Annotated in this window: 14 protein-coding genes and 1 pseudogene; 8 read left to right on the forward strand and 7 right to left on the reverse strand. The window is 71.6% G+C overall.

All coding sequences use genetic code 11. From position 1 onward, the window contains the following. Nucleotides 1-12 precede the first annotated feature (12 nt). Nucleotides 13-1,137, forward strand: coding sequence for a transaldolase (gene tal, locus CFP65_RS36735; RefSeq protein ID WP_104820228.1), 1,125 nt, complete (start codon nt 13-15; stop codon nt 1,135-1,137). 68 nt (nt 1,138-1,205) lie between these two features. Here tal and CFP65_RS36740 read toward each other — a convergent pair whose 3' ends face one another. The 4 genes from CFP65_RS36740 to CFP65_RS36755 form a co-directional block, all read right to left on the reverse strand. Then, on the reverse strand, nt 1,206-2,627 hold the full coding sequence (locus tag CFP65_RS36740) for a non-reducing end alpha-L-arabinofuranosidase family hydrolase (protein ID WP_104820229.1): 1,422 nt from the start codon (nt 2,625-2,627) through the stop codon (nt 1,206-1,208). Between the two features lie 154 nt (nt 2,628-2,781). Beyond that, on the reverse strand, nt 2,782-4,254 hold the full coding sequence (locus CFP65_RS36745) for an endo-1,4-beta-xylanase (protein ID WP_104820230.1): 1,473 nt from the start codon (nt 4,252-4,254) through the stop codon (nt 2,782-2,784). 66 nt (nt 4,255-4,320) lie between these two features. Continuing rightward, the gene (locus CFP65_RS36750; RefSeq protein ID WP_254553251.1) at nt 4,321-5,253 is read right to left on the reverse strand and encodes a glycoside hydrolase family 11 protein; all 933 of its coding nucleotides are present in this window, start codon (nt 5,251-5,253) and stop codon (nt 4,321-4,323) included. A 412-nt stretch (nt 5,254-5,665) separates the two neighbouring features. Further along, the gene (locus tag CFP65_RS36755; RefSeq protein ID WP_104820231.1) at nt 5,666-6,913 is read right to left on the reverse strand and encodes an FAD-binding protein; all 1,248 of its coding nucleotides are present in this window, start codon (nt 6,911-6,913) and stop codon (nt 5,666-5,668) included. Nucleotides 6,914-7,221: 308 nt separating this feature from the next. Here CFP65_RS36755 and CFP65_RS36760 point away from each other — a divergent pair, with 308 nt between their 5' ends. From CFP65_RS36760 to CFP65_RS36780, 5 genes are all read left to right on the forward strand, one after another. Further along, nucleotides 7,222-8,469, forward strand: coding sequence for an ABC transporter substrate-binding protein (locus CFP65_RS36760; RefSeq protein ID WP_371682562.1), 1,248 nt, complete (start codon nt 7,222-7,224; stop codon nt 8,467-8,469). Between the two features lie 11 nt (nt 8,470-8,480). Then, nucleotides 8,481-9,416, forward strand: a complete 936-nt coding sequence (locus CFP65_RS36765; RefSeq protein ID WP_168219652.1) for a carbohydrate ABC transporter permease — start codon at nt 8,481-8,483, stop codon at nt 9,414-9,416. After that, a complete protein-coding gene (locus tag CFP65_RS36770) occupies nt 9,416-10,234 on the forward strand; it encodes a carbohydrate ABC transporter permease (protein ID WP_104820233.1) in 819 nt (272 codons plus the stop codon). Before CFP65_RS36765 ends, CFP65_RS36770 begins: the two co-directional genes overlap by 1 nt. Nucleotides 10,235-10,266: 32 nt before the next feature. Further along, nucleotides 10,267-12,636: a glycoside hydrolase family 3 N-terminal domain-containing protein gene (locus tag CFP65_RS36775; protein ID WP_104820234.1), complete on the forward strand. Its 2,370-nt coding sequence runs from the start codon at nt 10,267-10,269 to the stop codon at nt 12,634-12,636. Nucleotides 12,637-13,001: 365 nt separating this feature from the next. Beyond that, entirely contained in the window at nt 13,002-13,991 is a 990-nt protein-coding gene (locus CFP65_RS36780) for a LacI family DNA-binding transcriptional regulator (protein ID WP_104821392.1), read from the forward strand. Nucleotides 13,992-14,535: 544 nt separating this feature from the next. On the opposite strand, the pseudogene CFP65_RS36785 reads toward CFP65_RS36780, so the two are convergent. Together CFP65_RS36785 and CFP65_RS36790 are read right to left on the reverse strand one after the other, a co-directional pair. Then, nucleotides 14,536-15,068, reverse strand: a pseudogene (locus CFP65_RS36785) (Rieske (2Fe-2S) protein). Between the two features lie 153 nt (nt 15,069-15,221). Continuing rightward, nucleotides 15,222-17,951, reverse strand: coding sequence for a beta-L-arabinofuranosidase domain-containing protein (locus CFP65_RS36790; protein WP_104820235.1), 2,730 nt, complete (start codon nt 17,949-17,951; stop codon nt 15,222-15,224). A gap of 374 nt (nt 17,952-18,325) precedes the next feature. Between CFP65_RS36790 and CFP65_RS36795 the strand changes: the two genes are divergently transcribed. Further along, entirely contained in the window at nt 18,326-19,759 is a 1,434-nt protein-coding gene (locus tag CFP65_RS36795; RefSeq protein ID WP_104820236.1) for a non-reducing end alpha-L-arabinofuranosidase family hydrolase, read from the forward strand. A gap of 377 nt (nt 19,760-20,136) precedes the next feature. Here CFP65_RS36795 and xylA read toward each other — a convergent pair whose 3' ends face one another. Then, nucleotides 20,137-21,309, reverse strand: coding sequence for a xylose isomerase (gene xylA / locus CFP65_RS36800; protein ID WP_104820237.1), 1,173 nt, complete (start codon nt 21,307-21,309; stop codon nt 20,137-20,139). Between the two features lie 122 nt (nt 21,310-21,431). On the opposite strand from xylA, the gene xylB reads away from it, so the two are divergent. After that, nucleotides 21,432-22,856, forward strand: a complete 1,425-nt coding sequence (gene xylB / locus CFP65_RS36805) for a xylulokinase (RefSeq protein ID WP_104820238.1) — start codon at nt 21,432-21,434, stop codon at nt 22,854-22,856. The last annotated feature ends 3 nt before the right edge of the window (nt 22,857-22,859 follow it).

Consider the following 22,859-nt stretch of genomic DNA (forward strand, 5'->3'; position numbering starts at 1 on the left):
GGATGAAGCACCATGACTGACGCACTGAAGCGCCTCAGCGACGAAGGCGTGGCCATCTGGCTGGACGACCTCAGCCGCAAGCGTCTGAACACCGGCAACCTCGCCGAGCTGGTGCAGACCAAGCACGTGGTCGGCGTCACCACCAACCCCACCATCTTCCAGAAGGCCATCGGCGGCGGCGACGACTCCTACGACGGCCAGCTCCGCGACCTGGCCGTCCGCAAGGTCACCACCGACGAGGCCATCCGCATGATCACCACCTCGGACGTGCGCGACGCGGCCGACGTGCTGCGCCCGGTCTACGACGCCTCCAACGGCCGCGACGGCCGGGTCTCCATCGAGGTCGACCCGCGCCTGGCCCACCGGACCGAGGCCACCGTGGCCGAGGCCAAGCAGCTGTGGTGGCTGGTCGACCGGCCGAACGTGCTGATCAAGATCCCCGCCACCCTGGCCGGCCTGCCCGCCATCTCCGCCGTGCTCGCCAAGGGCATCAGCGTCAACGTCACGCTGATCTTCTCGCTGGCCCGCTACCGCGCGGTCATGGACGCCTACCTGACCGGCCTGGAGCAGGCCAAGGCCGCCGGCCTGGACCTCTCGCAGATCGAGTCGGTCGCCTCCTTCTTCGTCTCCCGCGTGGACACCGAGATCGACAAGCGCCTGGAGAAGATCGGCGGCGAGGCCAAGGACCTCAGGTCCAAGGCCGCCCTCGCCAACGCCCGCCTCGCCTACCAGGCCTACGAGGAGGTGTTCGGCTCCGCCGACCGTCGATCGGAGCCCTCCGACCGCTGGAAGGCGCTGGAGGCCGCCGGCGCCAAGCCGCAGCGTCCGCTCTGGGCCTCCACCGGCGTCAAGGACCCGGCCCTGCCGGACACCCTGTACGTCACCGAGCTGGTCGCCCCCGGCACCGTCAACACGATGCCCGAGGCCACCCTGGACGCCACCGACGACCACGGCGTGGTCACCGGTGACACCATCACCCCGAACTACGCCGACGCCCAGGCCGTGATGGACGCCATCGCCGCCGCCGGGGTCGACTACGACGACGTCGTCCAGGTGCTGGAGGACGAGGGCGTCGAGAAGTTCGAGCAGTCCTGGACCGAGCTGCTCGACACCGTCACCGCGGCGCTCGGAGCGTAGCTCGGGCAGCGGCAGCAGCCGAGGAGCCCCGGCCGTCGGACGGCCGGGGCTCCTCAGGGGTGGGCGGGTCAGTGCTGGAGGGTGAGGAGGCCCGGGCGCCAGGGCAGCTGGTCGTAGGGGCCGCTGGCCGTGGGGGACTTGCCCTGGTAGAGGAGCTGGAGGTTGCAGGGGTCGATGGTCATGGTCTGGTCGGGGTTGTTGCGGACGAGGTCGCCGTGGCTGATGTCGTTGGTCCAGGTGGCGCCGCTGTTGGCCTTGCCGGCGAAGGGGCTGGCCTCGGTGGCGGCCTGCGGGGTCCAGGAGCCGTTCAGGCTGGTGGCGGTGAAGGAGCGGAAGTAGCGGTCCTCGTTCGCTCCGCGCGCCTCGACGATCATGAGGTACTGGTTCTGGCCCTGGACCTTGTAGACCTGCGGGGCCTCGAAGAGGTTCTTGACGGTGTCGGTCATGACCGTGGTGTAGGAGGACCCGAAGCTGCCGGGGAAGTTGCCGATCGGCATGCTGGCGCGGTAGATGCTGCCGTTGTCACCGGCGAAGAACAGGTACATGTTCTGGCCGTCGCCGATCAGGGTCTGGTCGATCGGGCCGGTGCCGGAGCCCGGGATGCTGCCGGTGAACAGCGCCTGCGGGGCGGACCAGCCGTTGGGGTTGGTCGGGTCGCTGGAGGTGCGGTAGGAGAACGGCGAGGCGCCCCACTGGTAGGTCAGCACCCAGGTGTTCTTGGGCGCGAAGTAGAACAGCTGGGGGGCGACGGCGGCCTGGCTCATCCCGGTCTGGCCGGTCGAGGCCATGTCGGACCAGTTGGTGAACGGGCTGAACATCATCGAGCCGTAGGAGGAGCCCGAGACGTTCGAGGCGTAGACCAGGTGCTTGCCGTTGTAGACCACGTCGGTGAAGTCCTTCACCGAGGCCCACCCGTTCGCCGGCTGCGCCAGCACGCCGGTGGAGCTCCACCGGTAGGAGGAGGGGAGGGCGCAGGTGCCGCCGCTGCCGCCGGAGAGGCCGGTCCACTGCTGGTTGCTGCGGCCGTTGCAGGTCCAGAGCTCCACGGCGCTGCCGTTGGCGGTGGCGCCGCCGGTGACGTCCAGGCAGAGGCCGGACTCGACACCGACGATCGAGCCGTCGGCGTTCACCTTCCACTGCTGGTTCGCCCCGCCGCTGCAGCTCCAGATCTGCACCCGGGTGCCGGCGGTGGTGGCGTGGTTCGGCACGTCCAGGCACTTGTTGCCGTAGACGGTCAGCTGGTTCGCGGAGGTCAGCGTCCACTGCTGGTTGGCGCCGCCCGAGCAGTCGTAGATCTGTAGGGCCGCGCCGTCGGTCGTGGCGGCGTTCTGCACGTCGAGACACCGGCCGGAGCCGGTGCCGCGCAGGGCGCCGGTGGTGGCGGCCTGCGCGGGGCCGGCGACGACCATCGTCGCCAGTGCCGCCACGGCCGCGAGGGCGGCGGTCAGGGCCGCGGGGAGCGGCCTGTGGCGGGAAGTTCGGCTGTGCATGGAGACACCTTTCGCTCGCAATGGGTGGAGTTGTTCGGAAAGGGTGGCCTGTTAGCGCTCACAAATAGGACTGCAAGCGGGGCGGTGGCGGAGGCCGGGGCGCAGACGGGGGCGGCTCGGCTCGGGGCTCGGACGCTCGGCTGCGCGGCTCAGCTCAGCGGAAGGTCCAGTGCTGGTTGGCGCCGCCGTTGGAGTCCCAGATCTGGACGGGCGTGCCGTTCGAGGTCTGACCGCTCGGCAGTTCGAGCGCCCGGCCGCTGGCGGCGTTGGTCAGGGTGTAGGAGCCGTCGCTGTTGCGGGCGGCCTTCCAGTGCTGGTTGGCACCGCCGTTGGCGTCCCAGACCTCCATCCGCGTCCCGTTGCCGGTCTGACCGCCCGGCTCGTCAAGGACCCGGCCGCTGGCGAGGTTGGTGAGGGTGTAGGAGCCGTCGCCGTTCTGGTCGGCCCGCCACTGCTGGTTGGCGGCGCCGCTGGCGTCCCAGACCTGGAGCTGGGTGCCGTTACCGTTCTGCCCGGCGGGCTCGTCCAGCACCCGCCCGGCAGCCGCGTCGGTGAGCGTGTAGACGGTGCCGGAGGTGATGCCGCCGCCCGGCGTGCCCCCGGTGCTGCCGCCCAGGGTGTTGAGCACCGCGCCGTAGGCGGACTTCTTGTTGCCGCTGCCGTCGAAGAGCAGCGGGCTCTCGCCGCTGCGCCAGGAGTCGCTGTCGCGGATGCCCCAGACCGTGATGCCGGTGCAGCGGGCGACGGCGAGACAGGCGCCGACCGCGTTGGCGTAGTTGGTGGGCGAGGCCTGGGCGATGTCGAGCTCGGTGAGCTGGACGTCCACGCCGAGGGCGGCGAAGCTGGCCAGGGTGGTCTGGAAGCTCGACGGCGGGCCGCCGGCGCCGAAGTGGCTCTGGAAGCCGACGCAGTCGATGGGCACACCACGGGACTTGAAGTCCTTGACCATGCGGTAGACGCCCTGGGTCTTGGCGTCGGACCAGTTCTCGATGTTGTAGTCGTTGTAGCAGAGCTTGGCCGAGGCATCGACGCCCCGGGCGGTGCGGAAGGCCTGCTCGATGAAGCCGTCGCCCAGCAGGTTCTGGAAGACCGAGCCGCGGTGCCGGCCGCTGCCGTCGTCGGCGAAGGCCTCGTTGACCACGTCCCAGGCGTAGATCTTGCCCTTGTAGTGGGACATCTCCTGGGTGATGTGGTTGTCCATCACGCCGCGCAGCGTGTTCGCGTCGCCGATCGAGCTGACCCAGGAGGGCAGTTGGGAGTGCCAGACCAGGGTGTGGCCGCGCATCCGCTGGCCGTGGGCGGTGGCGTGGGCCACGATCGAGTCGCCCGGGCCGAAGTTGAACGACCCCCGGGCGGGCTCGGTGGTGTCCCACTTCATCTCGTTCTCCGGGGTGATCATGGTGAACTCCCGGTCGAGGATGCCCGCGTAGGTCGAGTCCCCGAGGCGGCCCGAGGCCACGGCGGTGCCGAAGTAGCGGCCGCTGCCGGCCGCCGCCGCGCCGAGGGTGGTGGCCCCCGCGGCATGGGCGGCGGGCATCGCGGTGAGGGCGGTGACCGAGCTGACGGCCAGGCAGGCGGCGGCCGTGAGGGTCTTGCGGAGGAGGGGCTGCTGGGTGGGCCAAGACATGACGGATCGTTCTCCTCGTGGGGTGGGGGTGGCACTAGCGGTGAGTGCCGACACGGAAGAGCCGGGTCAGTTGGTGCTGCAGGAGACCGTGGGCCAGGTGGTGCTGCCGTTCTTCATCACGGTCATGCCCCAGTTGTTGCCCGCGCCGTTGGGGGTGGCGACGAGCGTCTGGGCGTCGGGGTAGGAGGTGTTGACGTTCCAGGTCGAGCCGATGTTCTCCGGAGCGGGCACCTTGACGGTCACCTTCCAGGTGTTGGAGCCGGCGACCGAGACGTTCAGGTTGTAGCGGTCGCTCCAGGAGGCGCCGGCCGAGAGCGTCGCCGTGCAGCCGCCGGTGCCGCCGCCCGTGCCGCCGCCGGAGGAGCCCAGCGTGAGGTTGGAGCTGCCGCTGCTCTGGTAGCCCTCGGTGGCCAGGATCTCGTAGTTCATGGTGCCGAGGTTCATCCCGGACCTGGCCCAGGCGTCGAAGTGGTTCCCGACGGTGATGGTGCCGCCGGTGCGCCTGGCCTGGCGGACGCTCCAGTACTGGTTGAAGGTCTTGATGCCTTCGATGGAGGGGGCGTTGTACCGGGTCGTCTCGTAGATGTCGTAGGTGCCGCCGTCGCTGGTGACGGTGCCCTTGTACGTGCCGCTGGGCCGGTAGGAGCCGTAGTTGTCGACGATGTAGTACTCGACGAGCGGGTTGGTGCTCCAGCCGTAGAGCGACAGGTAGGCGTTGCCGTTGGTGCTCCAACTGCCCGAGTAGGTAACCGGGTTGCGTGAGCCGGTGCTCCAGCCCTTGCCGGCGACGAAGTTGCCGACGTTCGACCAGGAGGTGCCGTAGCTGCCGCCGCCGTTGAGCGACATCGAGGCCGCACCGTTGCCGTCGGTCCAGAACGAGTAGAAGTACCCGCCGTCGGAGCCGGTCTGGTTGGTGCTGACGGTCGCGGCCTCGGCGGCGCCGGGCAGGACCAGGACGGCCGCGAGGGCCGGTGCGAGCAGGTGAGCCTTGCGGGCGATCCGCCGGGCGCGGCTGGTCCGGGGTGCCGTGGAGCGGGGGATCCGGGGGTGAGGGGAGTTCACGGTGGTGATCCGTCCTGCCGGTGGGTGGGGAGGGTGCAGCCCCGCGCCACCGGTGACCGTGGGGGCGGTCTGCCAGAGGGGAGTCGCGCGGCGTTGCACGAGCCGACCCGTCCTCGACCTCGCTGCGCCCACAGGAGGCCGGTGAACTCGCCCCGGCTCCAGGGCTGTTCGGACTCGTCGGTGGCGCCAGTCTTGGCCTGAGCCCGACAGGCTGTCAACACTTTCGACCGCCGCGCCGATAGATTCGCTGGCTGCCGGGCTCGCCTCGGCGCACAAAGCTGCAGCTCAAGCCGCGGCTGCCCAAGGGGGCCTCGAGAACCAGACCGACACCTCGTCAGAAGACTGAAACTTACAACGGACTGCCGCCGAAAGTGTCGGTCAGCGCCTCGGTGAAGCGGTTGCCGAACTTCCCGGCCGGATCCAGGGCCCGGCGCAGGGTCAGGAAGTCGGGCAGGCGCTCGTAGTTGCCCGCGCCCCGCCCCGCGAGCGTCAGCTTCCCCCAGTGGGGGCGGCCGCCCAGCGGCAGCAGGGCCCGTTCCACCGCGCCGAGTACCGGAGTGACCGCGGCGAGGTCGGGCTTCCAGGTGAAGTGGAACGCCACCGAGGCGCGGCCGTAGGAGGGGCTGAGCCAGCGGTCGTCGGCGGCGACGGTGCGCACCTCGGAGATGTGCAGGACGGGTGCCAACCGCGGCCCGAGCGCGCGTAGTTCCGCGACGGCCGGCCCGGCCGCCGCGCGGGGGAGCAGGAACTCGGACTGGAGCTCCGCACCGCTGCTGGGGGTGAACTCGGGGCGGAAGTGCGGCAGTCGCTCGTGCCAGGGGCCGGGCGCGCCCAGCTGGGGTGTGCAGTTGACGGTCGGCATGCCCGGCACCGGGTGCTGCGGGCCGTCGGCCGGCCGCGCGCCGGGGACGGCCGTGGCGGGGCTGCCGTCGACGAGCTGCTTGACCCAGACCCGGCCGGTGTCCGAACCCCAGTCGGTGAACAGGCTGACGCTGTAGCCGGCGGCGTGGATCTCGTCCAGGTGGGTCCGGTAGTCGGCGAGCGCGAGGCCGAGATGGACGTACTGCCGGAGGTCGAAGGTGGGCACCACGTCCAGGGTGAGCGCGGTGACGATGCCCAGGGCACCCAGGTGCACCACCGCGCCGGGGTGGGTGTGCGTGCTCGACTCGCCGTCCGCGCCGACGATCTCCAGCGAGCGGACGGCGGCCGAGAGCGAGCCGCGGCCGTCGCCCGAGCCGTGCGTGCCGGTCGCGGTGGCGCCGGCCACCGTGATGTGCGGCAGCGAGGCGAGGTTCTCCAGCGCCAGGCCCGCCGACTGGAGGGCGACCGCCAGCTCCGCGTAGCGGGTGGCGGCGGAGACGGTGACCGTGCGGGCGTCCGGTGCGATGTCGATCCGGGTGGGCAGCGCGTCCAGCAGGACCAGGTCGCCGTCGGTGTCGGCCACCGCGCTGAAGGAGTGGCCGCTGCCCAGGGCCCGGATCCGGTCGCTGCGGCGGACCAGCTCCCGCAACTCGCCGAGGGTGCGGGGCCGGTGGACGGCGCGGGCGCCGAAGGCGAGGTTGCCCGCCCAGTTGGTCGACGGGCCGGTGGTGGTCATCGGTGCACGCCCAGGGGTCGGGTGGAGGTCCTATTCATCATGCCGGGCAACAAATTAGTGTTCTGGGGTCGGTGCGACAAGGGGGGAGGCAGTTGCTCCGAAAGTTTCGACCGAAGGTCAGGCGGAGCGCCTCCGGGAAGGTGCCTTGGCGGATCACGCTTACGTAACCCTCACGTCCGGGGGTTGACCCGCAACATGCCCGCAACCTAGCGTCCGGCGAACAGGGATTTCGACAATCAGATCGAAACTTTCAGGGGATTCTGATGAAGAGAAGCTCTTTCGCTGTTGCCCTCGGCCTGACCGCCGCCATGCTGGGGATGACGGCCTGCAGCAGCGGTTCCTCCGCCGCCGGCGGCGACTCCGGCACGATCCACGTGCTGGTCTACGGGGACGCCAGCAACAAGGTGGAGAAGCAGCTGGTCGAGACCTTCAACAAGACCTCGAAGGTCAAGGCCGTGCTGGACACCATCCCCGGCGCGGACTACCAGGCCAAGCTGAACACCATCATCAACACCGGCCAGGCGCCGGACGTCTTCTTCAACTGGGGCGGCGGCAGCATCCAGCCCTACGTCAAGTCCGGTCTGCTGCTCCCGCTGGACGACATGATCGCCGCCGACCCGGGGTTGAAGAGCAACTTCCTGCCCTCGGTGTTCAACACCGCGGTGATCGACGGCAAGTCCTACGGCATCCCGATGCGCGGCACCCAGCCCGTGCTGCTGTTCGAGAACAAGAAGGTGCTCGCCGCCGCCGGCCTGAGCACTCCGAAGACCTGGGACGACCTGCTGGCCGCCGTCCAGGTGCTCAAGGGCAAGGGCATCACCCCGTTCGCCCTCGGCGGCGGCGACCAGTGGCCGACCCTGATGTGGTACGAGTACGTCTTCGACCGGGTGGCCGGCCCCGAGCTGTTCCAGAAGGCGCTCTCCGGCGACAAGACCGCCTGGGAGAGCCCAGACGCCAAGAAGGCCCTGGGCATGCTCAAGCAGCTGGTCGACGCGGGTGCGTTCGGCTCGAACTTCGACTCCGTCAAGTTCACCGACGGCGGCTCCCCGGCGCTGCTGGCCAAGGGCAAGGCGGCCTTCGAGTTGATGGGCTCCTGGGAGTACGCCACCCAGCAGGACGCCAGCCCCGACTTCGCCAAGAACGACCTCGGGTACGGCGGCTTCCCCGCCGTGGCCGGCGGCAAGGGCGACCCGGCCGACGTGGTCGGCAACACCAACAACTTCTACTCGGTGCTGAAGAAGACCAAGCACCCGGAGGCGGCGGCGGCCTTCCTGAAGCTGATGTACTCCGACGAGTTCGTGAAGGCGCAGCTGGCGATCGGCAACCTGCCGACCACCACCAACACCGAGCCGCTGCTCGCCACCGCGGCCAGCCCCGACTACTCGAAGTACCAGTACGACCTGGTCAAGGCCGCCCCGTCCTTCCAGCTCTCCTGGGACCAGGCGTACCCGCCGGCCGCCAACACGCCGATCCACACCGCCGTCCAGCAGTTCTTCAACGGCAAGCTCGACGCGGACGGCTTCGCCAAGGCCATGCAGGCCCTGCCCACCTCCTGAGACGGATCGCGATGAGTGCCTTCTCCTTCGTGTCCGCATCCGGCCGCCGCTCGCGGGCGACGCGCCCGGGCGGCGTCGGGGTGACCCGCCCGGGCCTGGCCTGGGCGGTGCCCGCGACCGTGTTCTTCCTGCTGTTCGCCCTGGTGCCGCTGGTCCTGGTGGCGGTGCTCTCCTTCACCAGCTGGAACGGTGTCGACGCCCCCCGGTTCAACGGCCTCGCCAACTGGACCAAGCTGCTGCACGACCCGGTGATGACGCAGAGCGTCTGGCTGACCCTGGTGCTGACCGTGGCCGGGGTGGTCGTGCAGACGCCGGTGAGCATCCTGCTGGGCGTGTGGGCGGCCGGCCACCAGCGCAACCGCGCCGTGCTGTCCGCGATCTTCTTCATCCCGCTGCTGCTCTCCGCGACCGCGATCTCGGTGGTCTGGCGTGCCATCCTCGACCCCAACTTCGGGGTGCCCTCCCAGCTGGGCTGGCTGTTCGGCGACGGCAACCTGATGGGCAGTCAGAGCGGCGCCCTGGCGGTGCTGACCTTCGTCGGCCTCTGGCAGTGGACGCCCATGCACGCGCTGCTCTACCAGGGCGGCGCCCGGGCCATCCCGCCGGTGCTCTACCAGGCCGCGTCGATCGACGGCGCGGGCCGGGCGAGGCAGTTCTTCCACATCACCCTGCCGCAGCTGCGCAACACCATGATCACCTCGGTGATCCTGATGCTGGTCGGCGGCCTGACCACCTTCGACACCATCCTCATCCTCACCCAGGGCGGCCCCGGCACCGACACCACCAACAGTGCCTTCTACATGTACCAACAGGCCTTCAAGAGCTTCGACTTCGGCGCGGGCTCGGCCATCGCCCTGGTCCTGGTCGTGGTCGCCACCCTGATCTCGCTGGCCGTCGTGCGCCTGTCCGGCTACGACAAGATGCGCAGCACCACGGAGGGGCTCTGATGCGACGCCGTCCCAACTACCTCGCCGGGCTCGGCTCGCTGGTCTGGCTCGCCCTGGTCGGCTTCCCGCTGTACGTCCTGCTGATCTCGACCTTCCGGACCAGGGCCAACTACTCGACCGAGGGCCCGCTCAGCTTCCCCTCGCGGCTGACCCTGCAGAACTACCTGGACGACTTCTCGGGCGGCTTCGGCCAGGACTTCCTGAACACCCTCCTGGTCACCGTGAGCGTGGTCGCGATCGTCCTGCTGGTGGTGCCGCCGCTCGCCTACGCGATCGTGCGCGCCCGGGGCCGGACCATCAGCACGGTGTTCCGGATCTTCCTGCTGGGGCTGGCGATCCCGGCGCAGGCCGTGATCGTGCCGATGTTCTACGTGATCAGCAAGGCCGGCCTGTACGACAACCTGCTGGGTGTCATCCTGCCCACCGCCGCGTTCTGCCTGCCGGTGTGCACCCTGGTGCTCACCGGCGCCATGCGCGACATCACCGGCGAGCTCTACGAGGCCATGGCGATGGACGGCGCCACCCCGTGGCGAGTGTTCTGGCAGCTGGTGCTGCCGCTCTCCAAGGGGGGTCTGTCCTCCGTCGTGGTCTTCGCCGCGCTCCAGGCGTGGAACGGCTTCCTCTTCCCGCTGATCCTCACTCAGTCGGAGAGCGCCAAGGTGATCACCCTCGGCCTGTACAACTTCCAGACCGAGCACGGCGTGGACGTGCCCGGCCTGCTCAGCGCCGTGGTGCTGTCGATGCTCCCCATCTTCATCGTCTACCTGTTCGCCCGACGCGCCCTGGTCCAGGGGCTGATGGGCGTCGGAGGAAAGTGAGCGCTCACATGCGCAGAGAAGTGAGCGCTCACATGAGCGCTGACGCCCAGGTCGTCCTGCACCCCGGCCCGACCGCCCCCTGGTGCGACCCCACGCTCAGCCCCGAGCAGCGCGCCGACGCGCTGATCGCCGAGATGAGCCTGCCGGAGAAGCTGGGCCAGCTGGTCGGCGTCTGGGTCGGCGCCTCCGAGGAGGGCGGCGACGTGGCCCCCCACCAGCACGACATGGAGGAGCCGCCCGACCTCGACGAGCTGCTGCCCACCGGGCTGGGCCAGCTGACCCGGCCCTTCGGCACGGTGCCGGTCGACCCCGCCCTCGGTGCCCTCTCGCTGGCCCGCAGCCAGCAGCGGATCGCCGCCGCCAACCGGTTCGGCATCCCCGCCCTTGCCCACGAGGAGTGCCTGGCCGGCTTCGCGGCCTGGGGCGCCACCGCCTACCCCGTGCCGCTCTCCTGGGGCGCCACCTTCGACCCGGACCTGATCCGGCGGATGGCCGAGGCCATCGGCCGGGACATGCGCGCGGTCGGCGTCCACCAGGGCCTGGCCCCCGTCCTGGACGTGGTCCGCGACGCCCGCTGGGGCCGGGTGGAGGAGACCATCGGCGAAGACCCCTACCTGGTCGGCACGGTGGCCACCGCCTACGTCCAGGGCCTGGAGTCCGCCGGCATCGTCGCCACGCTCAAGCACTTCGCCGGCTACTCCGCCTCCCGGGCCGGTCGCAACCTCGCCCCGGTCGGCATGGGCGCCCGCGAGCGCGCCGACGTGATCCTGCCGCCCTTCGAGATGGCGGTCCGCGAGGGCCGCCCCCGTTCGGTCATGCACGCCTACACCGACACCGACGGCATCCCGTCGGCCGCCGACGAGGCGCTGCTGACCGGTCTGCTGCGCGGCACCTGGGGCTTCGAAGGCACGCTGGTGGCCGACTACTTCGGCATCGCCTTCCTCAAGCTGCTGCACGGCGTGGCCGGAGACTGGGCCGAGGCCGCGGGCCTCGCGCTGGCGGCCGGCGTGGACGTGGAGCTGCCGACGGTGAAGACCTTCGGCGAGCCCCTGCGCCGAGCCGTGGAGGACGGGACGGTGCCCGAGGCGCTGGTCGACCGCGCGCTGCGCCGAGTCCTGGTGCAGAAGGCCCAGCTCGGCCTGCTGGACCCGGAATGGGAGGCCGTCCCGGCGGCGCTGGCCGGCCGCCCGCTCGACGACCCGCGGGCACTGCGCGGCTCGGTCGACCTGGACCGGCCGGAGAACCGCGCCCTGGCCCGGGAGATCGCCGAGCAGGCCGTGGTGCTGCTGCGCAACGACGGCACCCTGCCGCTGCGCGGCCCCCGCCGGATCGCGCTGATCGGCCCCAACGCCGACACCCCGACCGCGGTGCTCGGCTGCTACTCCTTCCCCGTCCACGTCGGCAGCCAGCACTCGGAGGCGCCGCTCGGCATCGAACTGCCCACGCTGCGGCAGGCGTTGGCGGCCGAGTTCCCCTACAGCGAGATCCGGACCGTCGCCGGGGTGAGCGTGGACGGGCCCGACACCAGCGGCATCGCCGACGCCGTCGAGGTGGCCCGGCAGGCCGATGTGGTGATCGTCGCCCTCGGCGACCGGGCCGGCCTGTTCGGGCGCGGTACCAGCGGTGAGGGCTGCGATGTGGAGTCGCTCGAACTACCCGGGCTGCAGGGCAAGTTGCTCGACGCCCTGCTGGACACCGGCAAGCCGGTGGTCCCGGTGCTGCTGGCCGGCCGGCCCTACGCCCTGGGGCGCGCGGTGACGGAGGCAGCGGCGCTGGTGCAGACCTTCTTCCCCGGCGAGGCCGGGACGGAGGCCGTCGCCGCCGTGCTCAGCGGCCGGATCAACCCCTCGGGCCGGCTGCCCGTCAGCATCCCGGCCCGGCCGGGCGTGCAGCCCTCCACCTACCTCGCCGCCCGGCTGGCCGGCCCGAGTGAGGTGTCCAGCACCGACCCCACCCCCGCGTTCGGCTTCGGCCACGGACTCGGGTACACCACCTTCGCCTGGACCGACCTCGCGGTGGAGCAGCCCGAGGCCGACACCGACGGGGCGGTCGAACTCTCCTTCACCCTGGCCAACACCGGCGAGCGCAGCGGTAGCGAGACCGTCCAGCTCTACCTGCACGACCCCGTAGCGAGCGTGGTCCAGCCGGTGCAGAGGTTGATCGGGTACCGGCGGATCACCCTCGACGCGGGCGAGCGGACCCGCGTCCGGGTCGGCGTCCCGGCCGACCTCGCCTCCTTCACCGGACGCGACGGCCGCCGGATCGTCGAGCCGGGCGAGCTGGAACTGCGCCTCGCCGCCTCCAGCGCAGACCCGCGGCTCACCGCCACCGTCCGACTGACCGGCGCGGTGCGGGTGGTGGACCACACCCGGCGGCTGCACGCGGAGATCCGGCGCGGCTGACGGCCCCGCCTTCCGGAGGGGACGGCGGCCGGGCGAGGCGGGCGAGCCGGAGGGGGTGGTGCCGGTACGAGAGGGGTGAGCCGGAGGGGGTGGTGCCGGGGCGAGGCAGGCCGGCCGGGCCGCAGGCACGACGGGGGTGAGCCGGAAGGGGTGGTGCCGGGGCGAGGCAGGCCGGCCGGCCGGGCCCGCGGGCACGGCGGGGTGCCGGACAGCGCGGGGCGGCCCGGCACCCCCGTCCGGACTGGCCGATCTCTGTCGTCCGGAGCGGTCCCTGCCCTGGGTTGGTCGCGTAGTGTGGTGGGCAGTCGAGGAGGGGGTCGGGTGTGGGTGGCGACAGTGTCGGGGCGGAGCAGCGTCTGCCGGTGATGGCGGATGTGGCGAAGCTGGCGGGGGTGTCGCATCAGACGGTGTCGCGGGTGTTGAACGGTGCTCCGCATGTGCGAGTGGAGACGCGGGAGCGGGTGTTGGCGGCGATCCGGGAGCTGGACTACCGGCCGAATTCGGCGGCTCGTGCGTTGGTGACGCGGCGTTCGCAGACGTTGGGTGTGGTGAGTTTCGACTCGACGTTGTACGGGCCGGCGTCGATGCTGGACGGGATCGAGCGGGCGGCGCGCAGTGCGGGGTACTTCGTGAGTGTGACGAGTCTGCGGTCGCTGGACGGGCGTTCGGTGCAGGAGGCGGTGGACCGGTTGCGTGACCAGGGGGTGGACGGGGTGGTGGTGATCGCGCCGCAGACCTCCGCGGTGAGCGCGGTGGGGCGGCTGTCCACCTCGGTGCCGGTGGTCGCGGTCGGCTCGGGTGACCAGACCCGGGTGCCGATGGTGTCGGTGGGCAATCTGGCCGGCGCGCAGACGGCCACCCGGTACCTGCTCGACCTGGGCCACCGCACCGTCCACCACCTGGCCGGGCCGGCCAACTGGCTGGAGAGCCAGGACCGCGAACAGGGCTGGCGCCAGACCCTGCAAGCGGCCGGCGCACCCGTGCCGGCGGTGGAACGCGGCGACTGGAGCGCCCGCTCCGGCTACCAGGCCGGCCTGCGCATCGCCGAACAGGCCGCCGTCACCGCCGTCTTCTGCGCCAACGACCACATGGCCCTGGGCCTGCTGCGCGCCCTCCACGAGGCCGGCCGCCCCGTCCCCGACGACATCAGCGTCACCGGCTTCGACGACATCCCCGAAGCCGCCTACTTCATCCCACCCCTCACCACAGTCCGCCAGGACTTCCCCGAACTCGGCCGCCGCGCCCTCGAACTCCTCGTCGAACAACTCGAAAACCAACCCACCCCCCACACCCAACTCCACCTCACCCCCGAAATGGTGCTACGCCGTAGTGTGGGACCCGCCAAACGCCCCTGAGCCTGTTGGCGCGTTGACCTGCCGATCAGTTGCCGTGTGGAACCCGGCACCTGTTGACACCGTGCATGTGAGCGCTAACAATACTACTTAGCCTGCCGCTGACATGGTCGACTCTGCCCCAGGAAAACCGTTGGCGGCAGGCCACTTCGCAGGTCATCTCGCGCCAGGACGCACCAGGACGAACTCGCTGATCGGCCAGGGGGCGTTCAAGGGGGATGCGGGGGCGGTGGGTCTGAGTGGAGCCCACCGCCCCCGTTCTCGTTTCGCGGCGACCTGACCGACGCGAATCGGGTAGGCCTGCTCGGGTCCCCAGCCTCAAGATCCGAACCGCACGAGGTGTTCCAGGTAGTTGCCGCCCGTGTGGGAAGCCCGGCAGTGCGCAGTCCGTGGCCGATCCACCGCTGCGCGCCTGACGCCGGGGTCGTCCGGCCCGGGTGGCTCCGCCGTCACGGGCGCGGCGACCGGGCTCGCGGCGGCGGGCCGGGCGGCGGCCGCCCGGCCTGGCGGCTCACCTCCCGAACGGTGGCTCGGCGCTCCCGGCTGGTCAGCCGAGAGCGATCGAGTCGCCGGAGACCGTCACCTTGGTCTCCGGCAGCGGCTCGGTGGCCGGGCCCTTGGCCACGCTGCCGTCGCTGATCTTGAACTTGCTGCCGTGGCACGGGGGCAGTTGATCGTCCCGTCGGCCACCTCCTGGACCGCGCAGCCTCGGTGGGTGCAGAGCGCCGAGAACGCCTTGAACTGGCCCGGGACGGGCTGCGTCACCACGACCTTCTGCTCCTTGAGGACCACACCGCCGCCCACGGGGACGTCCGCGGCCTTGAGCAGGGGGGCTCCGCCGCCGGCCGGTGACTGGCTCGCTGCGGGCGAGTCGCTCGCCGTCGGGGCAGGCTTGGCGGAGGCCGGGGGAGTGCCCCCGCCTGCTGCGGATGCGGAGTCGTCGGCGGCGGGCGCCTTCGCCGCCGACGATCCGCCACCGCTTGAGCAGGCCACCAGGGCGACCGCCAGGCCGGTGCCGCCGGCGATCGCCACTGCCGCGCGGCGGGAGGGGTGTCCTGTCGAGCTGGAGCCTTCAGCCACTGGGTGTTCCTGTTCGGTGCAGAGTGCCGGCGCCACGGGTCCGTGGTCGACCGGGGAGCGCGGTGCCCGCGTCTTACCGGTCGTACGTGCGTCGGCGGCCCTGTGTTCAATGCGGCGGAAGGAATGTGAGCGCTAACTCGCCGCCCCCGGCCGTCAGAGGAAACGCCAGAGGTGGTCGGAGGTGCCGTTGTCGTCCCACAGGACGATCTGGGCGCCCTGGGAGGTGGCGGCTCCGGAGACGCCGAGGACGCGGCCGCTGACGGCGGACTGGATGCGGAAGGTGTCTCCGCCGCCGTGGCGCAGGCGCCACCGGTGGTCCGCGGTGCCGTCGTCCGCCCACTGGACGATCCGGGTGCCGTTGGCCGTGCCGCCGCCCTCGGCGGCGAGGACCTTGCCGCTGTTGGAGTTCCTGAGCCGCAGGTACCCTCCGGCCTCGGCCGTCGCGGTCCACAGGTGGTCCGCGGTGCCGTTGTCGGCCCACTGGATCACCTGGGCCCCGTCGGCGGTGGACATGGTCAGCACGCCGAGCAGCAGCCCGCTGCCCACGTTCTGGATGCGCCGGGTGCCGCTCGGGACGAACCACCACCGGCTGGTCGGCGCACTGGTCTCCGGGGCCTGCACGGCGAAGGCGCCCTGGGCGGTGGAGCCGCCGGCGATGCCCAGGAGTTTGCCGCTGTTGACGTTCTGCAGTCCGTGCGAGCCGTCGGCTGCCTCGACCACCGTCCACCGGTGGTCGGCGGTGCCGTTGTCGGCCCACTGGAGCACGGTGGCGCCGTCGGCGGTGGACATGCCCTGCACGCCCAGGACCTTGCCGCTGTTGCCGTTGCGCAGGCGCAGCGCGGTGCCGTCGACCACCAGCCCCCAGTCGTGGTCGGCCGTGCCGCTGTCGCCCCACTGGAGGGCGGGCCCGCCGTCCGCGGTGGACATGTTCTGGACGCCGAGCACGAGCCCGCTGCCTGCGTTGAGCAGGCGGAATCCGGTCGTGCCCTTGGTGTTCCAGTAGACGGAGTAGTTGAAGCCCTGCGCGTCGTGGAACGGGCCGAGGTTGACGGACGATCCGTTGGCGGTCGCGGTGAAGGCGAGGCCGGTGGTGCCGGTGCGGGTGACCGACGCCGGGTCGAGGACCGGGAGCGAGGACAGGGCGGTGGTGCCGTAGTTGCCGCAGAGGACGACCGGGCCGTAGGTGACCGCGGCGACGTCCGGGTTGTCGTTGGCGGCCCGGAGCGTGATGCGCATGGGCAGTTTGACGGTCACCGTGTCGCCGGAGGCCCAGGCACGGGTGAGGGTGGCGTAACTGCCGGGCGTGGTGGCGATGTTCTGCACCGCGCCGTTGACGCTCACCGTGGCGCCGGAGGTCCAGGCCGGGATGCGGATGCGCATCGACCAGGTGTCGCCCGCGCTGCCGGTGACGGTCAGCGTGGTGGTGTCCTCGGCGGGGTACGCGGTGGTCTGGGTGACCGTCAGGCCGCGCTCGGCCCAGGTGAGGACGGTGGGTACGAAGAGGTTCACGATCAGGGTGGTGCCGTCGCGGAAGTAGACCGAGTCCGCCAGCTTGGTGTTGGACTCCATGCCGGTGCCCTGGCAGCACCAGAAGCTGTCGTAGTCGGTGCTCCAGGTGCCGCCGCCCCAGGCCGGTCCCACGCCCCGCCGGCCGCCGGCCTTCAGCGGGGTGAAGTAGGTGACGTGCCCGTGCGGGTCGGCCGGGTTCTGCGCGCCGACCACGTGGTTGAGCTGGGCGCGCTCGTAGAAGTCGAAGTACGCGGCGTTGGTGGGGTCCAACTGCCAGAGCTCGCGCGTGAGTTTGAGCATGTTGTACGAGTTGCAGAGCTCGCAGTTGTCGTTGGTCAGCTGGGAGGCGATCGCGTCGGGGGCGCGGAAGTGCTCGGCCTGGCTGTTGCCGCCGATGGCGTAGCTGTGCCTGCCGGTGGTGATCGTCCAGGCGTTGGCGGCGATGTCGTGGTAGCGGGTCGTCCCGGTGGCCCGGTACTCCCGGACGGCGCCGATCCACTTGGGCACCTGGGTATTGGCGTGCAGGCCGTTCAGCTGGTCCTGGCCGGCGGCCAGCGGGTCGAACACCGCGGCGTGGTCGAAGCGTTGGGCCACGGTCAGCCACCGGGCGTCCCCGGTCTGCAGGTGGAGGTCGGCCAGGACCTCGTTCATGCCGCCGAACTCGGTGCCCAGGACCGCTTGCTGCTGGCTCTGGGTGAGCCGGCCGGTCCGCTGGTCGACCCAGCCGGCCAGGGCCAGCAGGACGTCGCGGGCCTGGGTGCTGCCCAGGAGGCGCCACACGTCCAGCAGGCCGGCCATGGTCTTGTGGACGCAGTAGTAGGGGACGTTGCCGTTCTTGAGCGAGCCGGACTCGAGCTGGGCGAAGTCGGACTCCGGGAAGCCCGAGAGGTACCCGGGGGAGAACCCGGGGACGGCGTTGTTGGCCTGGCACTTGGCCAGCTCCGCCACCAGGTAGACGGCCTTGTCACGGCAGACGGTGTCGCCCGTTGCGGCGTAGGCCTGCGCCCAGGCGCTGAGGAAGTGCCCCTGCACGTGGGTGCGGAACGGGAACGACGGGGCGTCCCAACCGCCGGTCGCGGTGGCGGCGTTGGTGGAGAGGCGGTGGTTCGCGCGGAAGTTGTACAGCAGACGGTCCGCGTCGACGAAGCGCAGGTACGCCACGGTGCGGTCCTGGTTGTCGCGCAGTCGGCCGGCGGTGAGCCGGACCTGGCCGAGATCGAACGGCTGGGTCGATGAGCCGACGGCTCCGACCGCTCCGGCGGCACCGACTGCTTCGGCGGCCGCCGGAGCTAGGCCGATTCCGACGGCGGGTGCGAGGGCGAGCACGCCGGTCGCCTTGAGCAGACCGCGGCGGTTCAGGGCAGGGGAGGGCATCGCGGGATCTGGTCCTTCCGGGTGGGGGAGGAATCACAGCCGTGTTAGCGCTAACAAGACTGGTCGGACGAATGCGAGCCGACGGGTGGGTGGTGATGCCACGTTTATAGCCCCGGCATCCGAACCCCGTCCAGAGGGACGGCGGGGTGACGGAACAACAGGGCGGCGCTGCCGGTGCGGTCGGCGCGACGGGTGCGCGGGCGACTCCGCGAAAGTCGGTGCAGGCGTCTTGACGTGCCAGGTCTGCCAGGTATTGACTCCGCTCACACCCGGAAGCTCGACCTCCCCGCAGGAGGCGCCGCCCTCGAGGCGGATTGTTAACGCTAACATCGCCGACCCCGGGTGACCACCCACCCCATCCCGAGGAGATCCTCATGCTCGAACGACGTCTCGGCCGCAGGCCGCTGTCCGTGGTGCTCACCGCCGCGGCCGCGGCGGCGGTGGCAGTCGCGCCGATGCTCGTCGCCGCCCCGGCGCAGGCCGCCAGCACCGGCGCCCTGCGCGGCACGGGTTCGGGCCGGTGTCTCGACGTGCCCAACGCCGCTCAGACCGACGGCACCTTCCTGCAGATCTGGGACTGCTCGGGCGGGACCAACCAGCAGTGGACCGCGACGGACAGCGGCCAGCTGACCGTCTACGGCAACAAGTGCCTGGACGTCCCGGGCCATGCCACCACGGCCGGGACCAAGGTGGAGATCTGGTCCTGCACCGGCGGCGCCAACCAGCAGTGGAAGGTGAACGCCGACGGCACGGTCACCGGCGTGGAGTCCGGGCTCTGCCTGGACGTATCGGGCGCCGGCACGGCCAACGGCACGGCGGTGCAGCTCTGGAACTGCACCGGCGCGTCCAACCAGAAGTGGACCGGCCTCTCCGCCGGCAGCGGCGGCTCCTGCGCGCTGCCGTCGACCTACCGGTGGAGCTCGACGGGCGCCCTGGCGCAGCCGGCCAACGGTTGGGCCGCGCTGAAGGACTTCACCGACACCGTCTACAACGGCAAGCACGTGGTCTACGCGACCTACTCGGACGGCTCGTCCTGGCACTCGATGGGGTTCTCGCCCTTCTCGAACTGGTCGGACATGGGCTCGGCCGCCCAGATCGCCATGCCCTCGTCCGCGGTCGCGCCCCAACTGTTCTACTTCGCACCCAAGAACACCTGGGTGCTGGCCTCGCTCGGGTGGGGCACCGCCTGGCCCTTCACCTACCGCACCTCCAGCGACCCGACGAACCCCAACGGCTGGTCCGCCCCGCAGGCGCTGTTCACCGGCAGTCTCCCCAGCGGCACCGGCTCCCCGATCGACCCGACCCTCATCGCCGACGACCAGAACATGTACCTGTTCTTCGCCGGCGACAACGGCAGTATCTACAAGTCGACCATCCCGATCGGCAACTTCCCGGGCAGCTTCGGCTCCTCCTACACCACCGTCATGACCGACACCGTCAAGAACCTCTTCGAGGCCCCGCAGGTCTACAAGGTCCAGGGCCAGAACCAGTACCTCATGATCGTCGAGGCGCGCGGAGCGAGTGAGAACCGCTACTTCCGCTCCTTCACCGCCTCCAGCCTCAACGGTCCGTGGACCGCGCAGGCCGCCACCGAGGCCAACCCCTTCGCCGGCAAGGCCAACAGCGGCGCCACCTGGACCAACGACATCAGCCATGGCGACCTCGTCCGCAACAACCCCGACCAGACCATGACCGTCGATGCCTGCAACCTGCAGATGCTCTACCAGGGCCTGTCGCCCAACGTCCCGTCAGGCACCTCGTACATCCAGCTGCCGTACCGGCCGGGGCTGCTCACCCTGCAGCACTGACCCACCGCCGGGAGACCGGTGAACAGGTGCCGGTGACGGGGGACACGTACGCCCCGGGCGCCGAGGCTGAGCCCGGCGCCCGGGGCGAGCGCGTTGCACCGGGGCAAGCCGGTCCACCCCTGCCGGGCGCCTGCCACGGCTGCGGGCGCGGAGGGCACGGAGGACGCGGACGGTACCGACCGACTGGCGCCTTCGCCGTACGCCTTCGCCGTATGCGGACGCAGCGGCCGACCGGCGCTCGGGCGCTCGGGCGCTGCCGAGTTCGTGGCCGGTGACCGCGCGGGAGCGGTCACGCTGGGTGGCGCGGGCCTCGGCCCTCCGGCGTACGGAGAGGTGTTCCGTACGCCGGAGGGCCGAGAGGAGGAGTGGCTGACCGGTCAGCGGGCGCCGAGGAGGTGCTCCAGGGCGAGCTGGTCGAGCTGTTCGAAGGCCATGCCGCGGCGGGCGGCGGCTTCGACGTCGTACTCCTCGAAGGCGGTGCGGTCGGCGAGCAGGCCGGCCAGGCCGTCCTCGGCGGTGGGGAGGGCGAGGTCGGGCAGGCGGGAGGCGGCGAGGGCGGCCTGCACCTCGGGGTCGGACCGGAAGGCGCGGGCGCGCTCGGCGAGCAGCAGGTAGTTGCGCATGCAGCCGGCGGCCGAGGCCCAGACCCCGTCGAAGTCCTCGGTGCGCGGCGGCTTGAAGTCGAAGTGCTTGGGGCCCTGGTAGCCGGCCGACTCGAGGAGGTCGACCAGCCAGAACGCCTGGCGCAGGTCGCCCGCGCCGAAGCGCAGGTCCTGGTCGTACTTGATGCCGGACTGGCCGTTGAGGTCGATGTGGAAGAGCTTGTCGTGCCAGAGCGCCTGGGCGATGCCGTGCGGGAAGTTGAGCCCGGCCATCTGCTCGTGGCCGACCTCGGGGTTGAGGCCGACCCGGTCGGGGCGCTCCAGCTCGTTGATGAAGGCGAGTGCGTGGCCGACGGTGGGGAGCAGGATGTCGCCGCGCGGCTCGTTCGGCTTGGGCTCGATGGCGAAGCGCAGGTCGTAGCCCTGCTGCTCGACGTACTCGCCGAGCAGGTCGAAGGCCTCCTTGAGCCGGTCGAGTGCGGTGCGCACGTCCTTGGCCGCGCCGGACTCGGCGCCCTCGCGCCCGCCCCAGGCGACGTAGACCTGGGCGCCGAGCTCGGCGGCGAGGTCGATGTTGCGGATGGTCTTGCGGAGCGCGTAGCGGCGGACGTCCCGGTCGTTGGCGGTGAAGGCGCCGTCCTTGAAGACCGGGTGGGTGAACAGGTTGGTGGTGGCCATCGGGACCTTCAGCCCGGCGGCGTCCAGCGCGGTGCGGAAGCGCTTGACGGCCTGCTCACGGGTGGTGTCGGCCGCCCCGAAGGGGATCAGGTCGTCATCGTGGAAGGTCACGCCGTAGGCGCCGAGCTCGGCCAGGCGCTGCACGGCGTCGACCGCGTCGAGGGCGGGGCGGGTGGCGTCGCCGAAGGGGTCCCGCCCCTGCCAACCGACGGTCCACAGACCGAAGGTGAACTTGTCGGCCGGGGTGGGGGAGAGGGTGTCGTCGGGCATGGTGCGGCTCCGAATCGGTCCGAGGGGCGTCTGCGTGGCGGATGAGCGCAAACATGGTTTGTAATGGCGAACAACAAATTAGTATGCCGGAACGCCAGAAGGAACCCCATGGGAGGCAACACATGCCGGAGCAACGCGTCGTGATCGGCGTGGACAGCTCGACGCAGTCCACCAAGGCCCTCGCCGTCGACCTCGACACCGGCGCCGTGCTGGGCCGGGGCCGGGCCCCGCACACCGTCAGCGGTGGCGCCGGCCGGGAGAGCGACCCCGGGCAGTGGTGGGCCGCGTTCGGGCAGGCCGTGGCCGCCACCGGCTGGGCCGACCGCGCCGCCGCCGTCTCGATCGGCGGCCAGCAGCACGGGCTGGTCACGCTCGACGCCGCCGGTGCGCCGGTGCGCCCCGCCCTGCTGTGGAACGACGTCCGGTCCGCCCCGCAGGCCGCCGAGCTGCGGGCCGAGTTCGGCGCCGAGGAGCTGGCCCGGCGCACCGGCAGCGTCCCGACCGCCGCCTTCACCGCCGCCAAGTGGGCCTGGCTGCGCGCCAACGAGCCCGCCGCGGCCGAGCGGACCGCCGCTGTCCGGCTCCCGCACGACTTCCTGACCGAGCGGCTGACAGGCGAGGCCGTCACCGACCGGGGCGACGCCTCCGGCACGGGCTGGTGGGGCCCGGCGGGCTACGACCACGCCGTCCTCGACCGGATCGGGCTCGACCCGGCCGTGCTGCCGCAGGTGCTCGCGCCCGGCGCGCGGGCCGGGACGGTCCGGGAGGGGCTGCCGCTGCGCGCGGGCGCCCTGGTGGCCACCGGCACCGGCGACAACATGGCCGCCGCCCTGGGCCTCGGCCTGCTCCCCGGGCAGCCGGTGCTCAGCCTCGGCACCTCCGGCACGGTCTACGCCGTCGGCCGCACCCGGCCCACCGACCCGAGCGGCACCGTGGCCGGCTTCGCCGACGCGCTCGGCGACTGGCTCCCGCTGGCCTGCACGCTCAACTGCACCCTGGCGGTGGACCGTTTCGCCGCCCTCCTCGGCCGCGACCGGGAGGAGGTCGAGGCCGGCGGCAGCGCCGTGGTCCTGCCCTACCTGGACGGCGAGCGCACCCCGGACCGGCCGGCCGCCTCCGGTCTGGTGCACGGCCTGCGCCAGGACACCACCCCCGGCCAAGTCCTCCAAGCGGCCTACGACGGCGCCGCCCACGCCCTGCTCGCCGCGCTGGACGGTGTGCTGCGCGCGGGCGGCGCGGACCCGGCGGGCGAGGAGCCGCTGCTGCTGATCGGTGGCGGCGCCCGGGGCCGGGCCTGGCAGCAGACCGTCCTGCGGCTCTCGGGCCGGGCCGTCCAGGTGCCCGAGGCGGAGGAGTTGGTGGCCCTCGGCGCCGCCGCCCAGGCCGCCGCGCTGCTCACCGGTGAGCCGGCCGACACGGTCGCGCGCCGCTGGCGGACGGCGGAGGGGCCGGTGCTCGAGGCGGTGAAGCGGGACGAGGAGGCGCTGGAGCGGATCGGGGATACGCTGCGTCGGGCCGGGGCCTTGCAGGGAGACCCCGAGCAGTAGCGG

This window comes from Kitasatospora sp. MMS16-BH015 (assembly GCF_002943525.1).
GTDB lineage: Bacteria > Actinomycetota > Actinomycetes > Streptomycetales > Streptomycetaceae > Kitasatospora.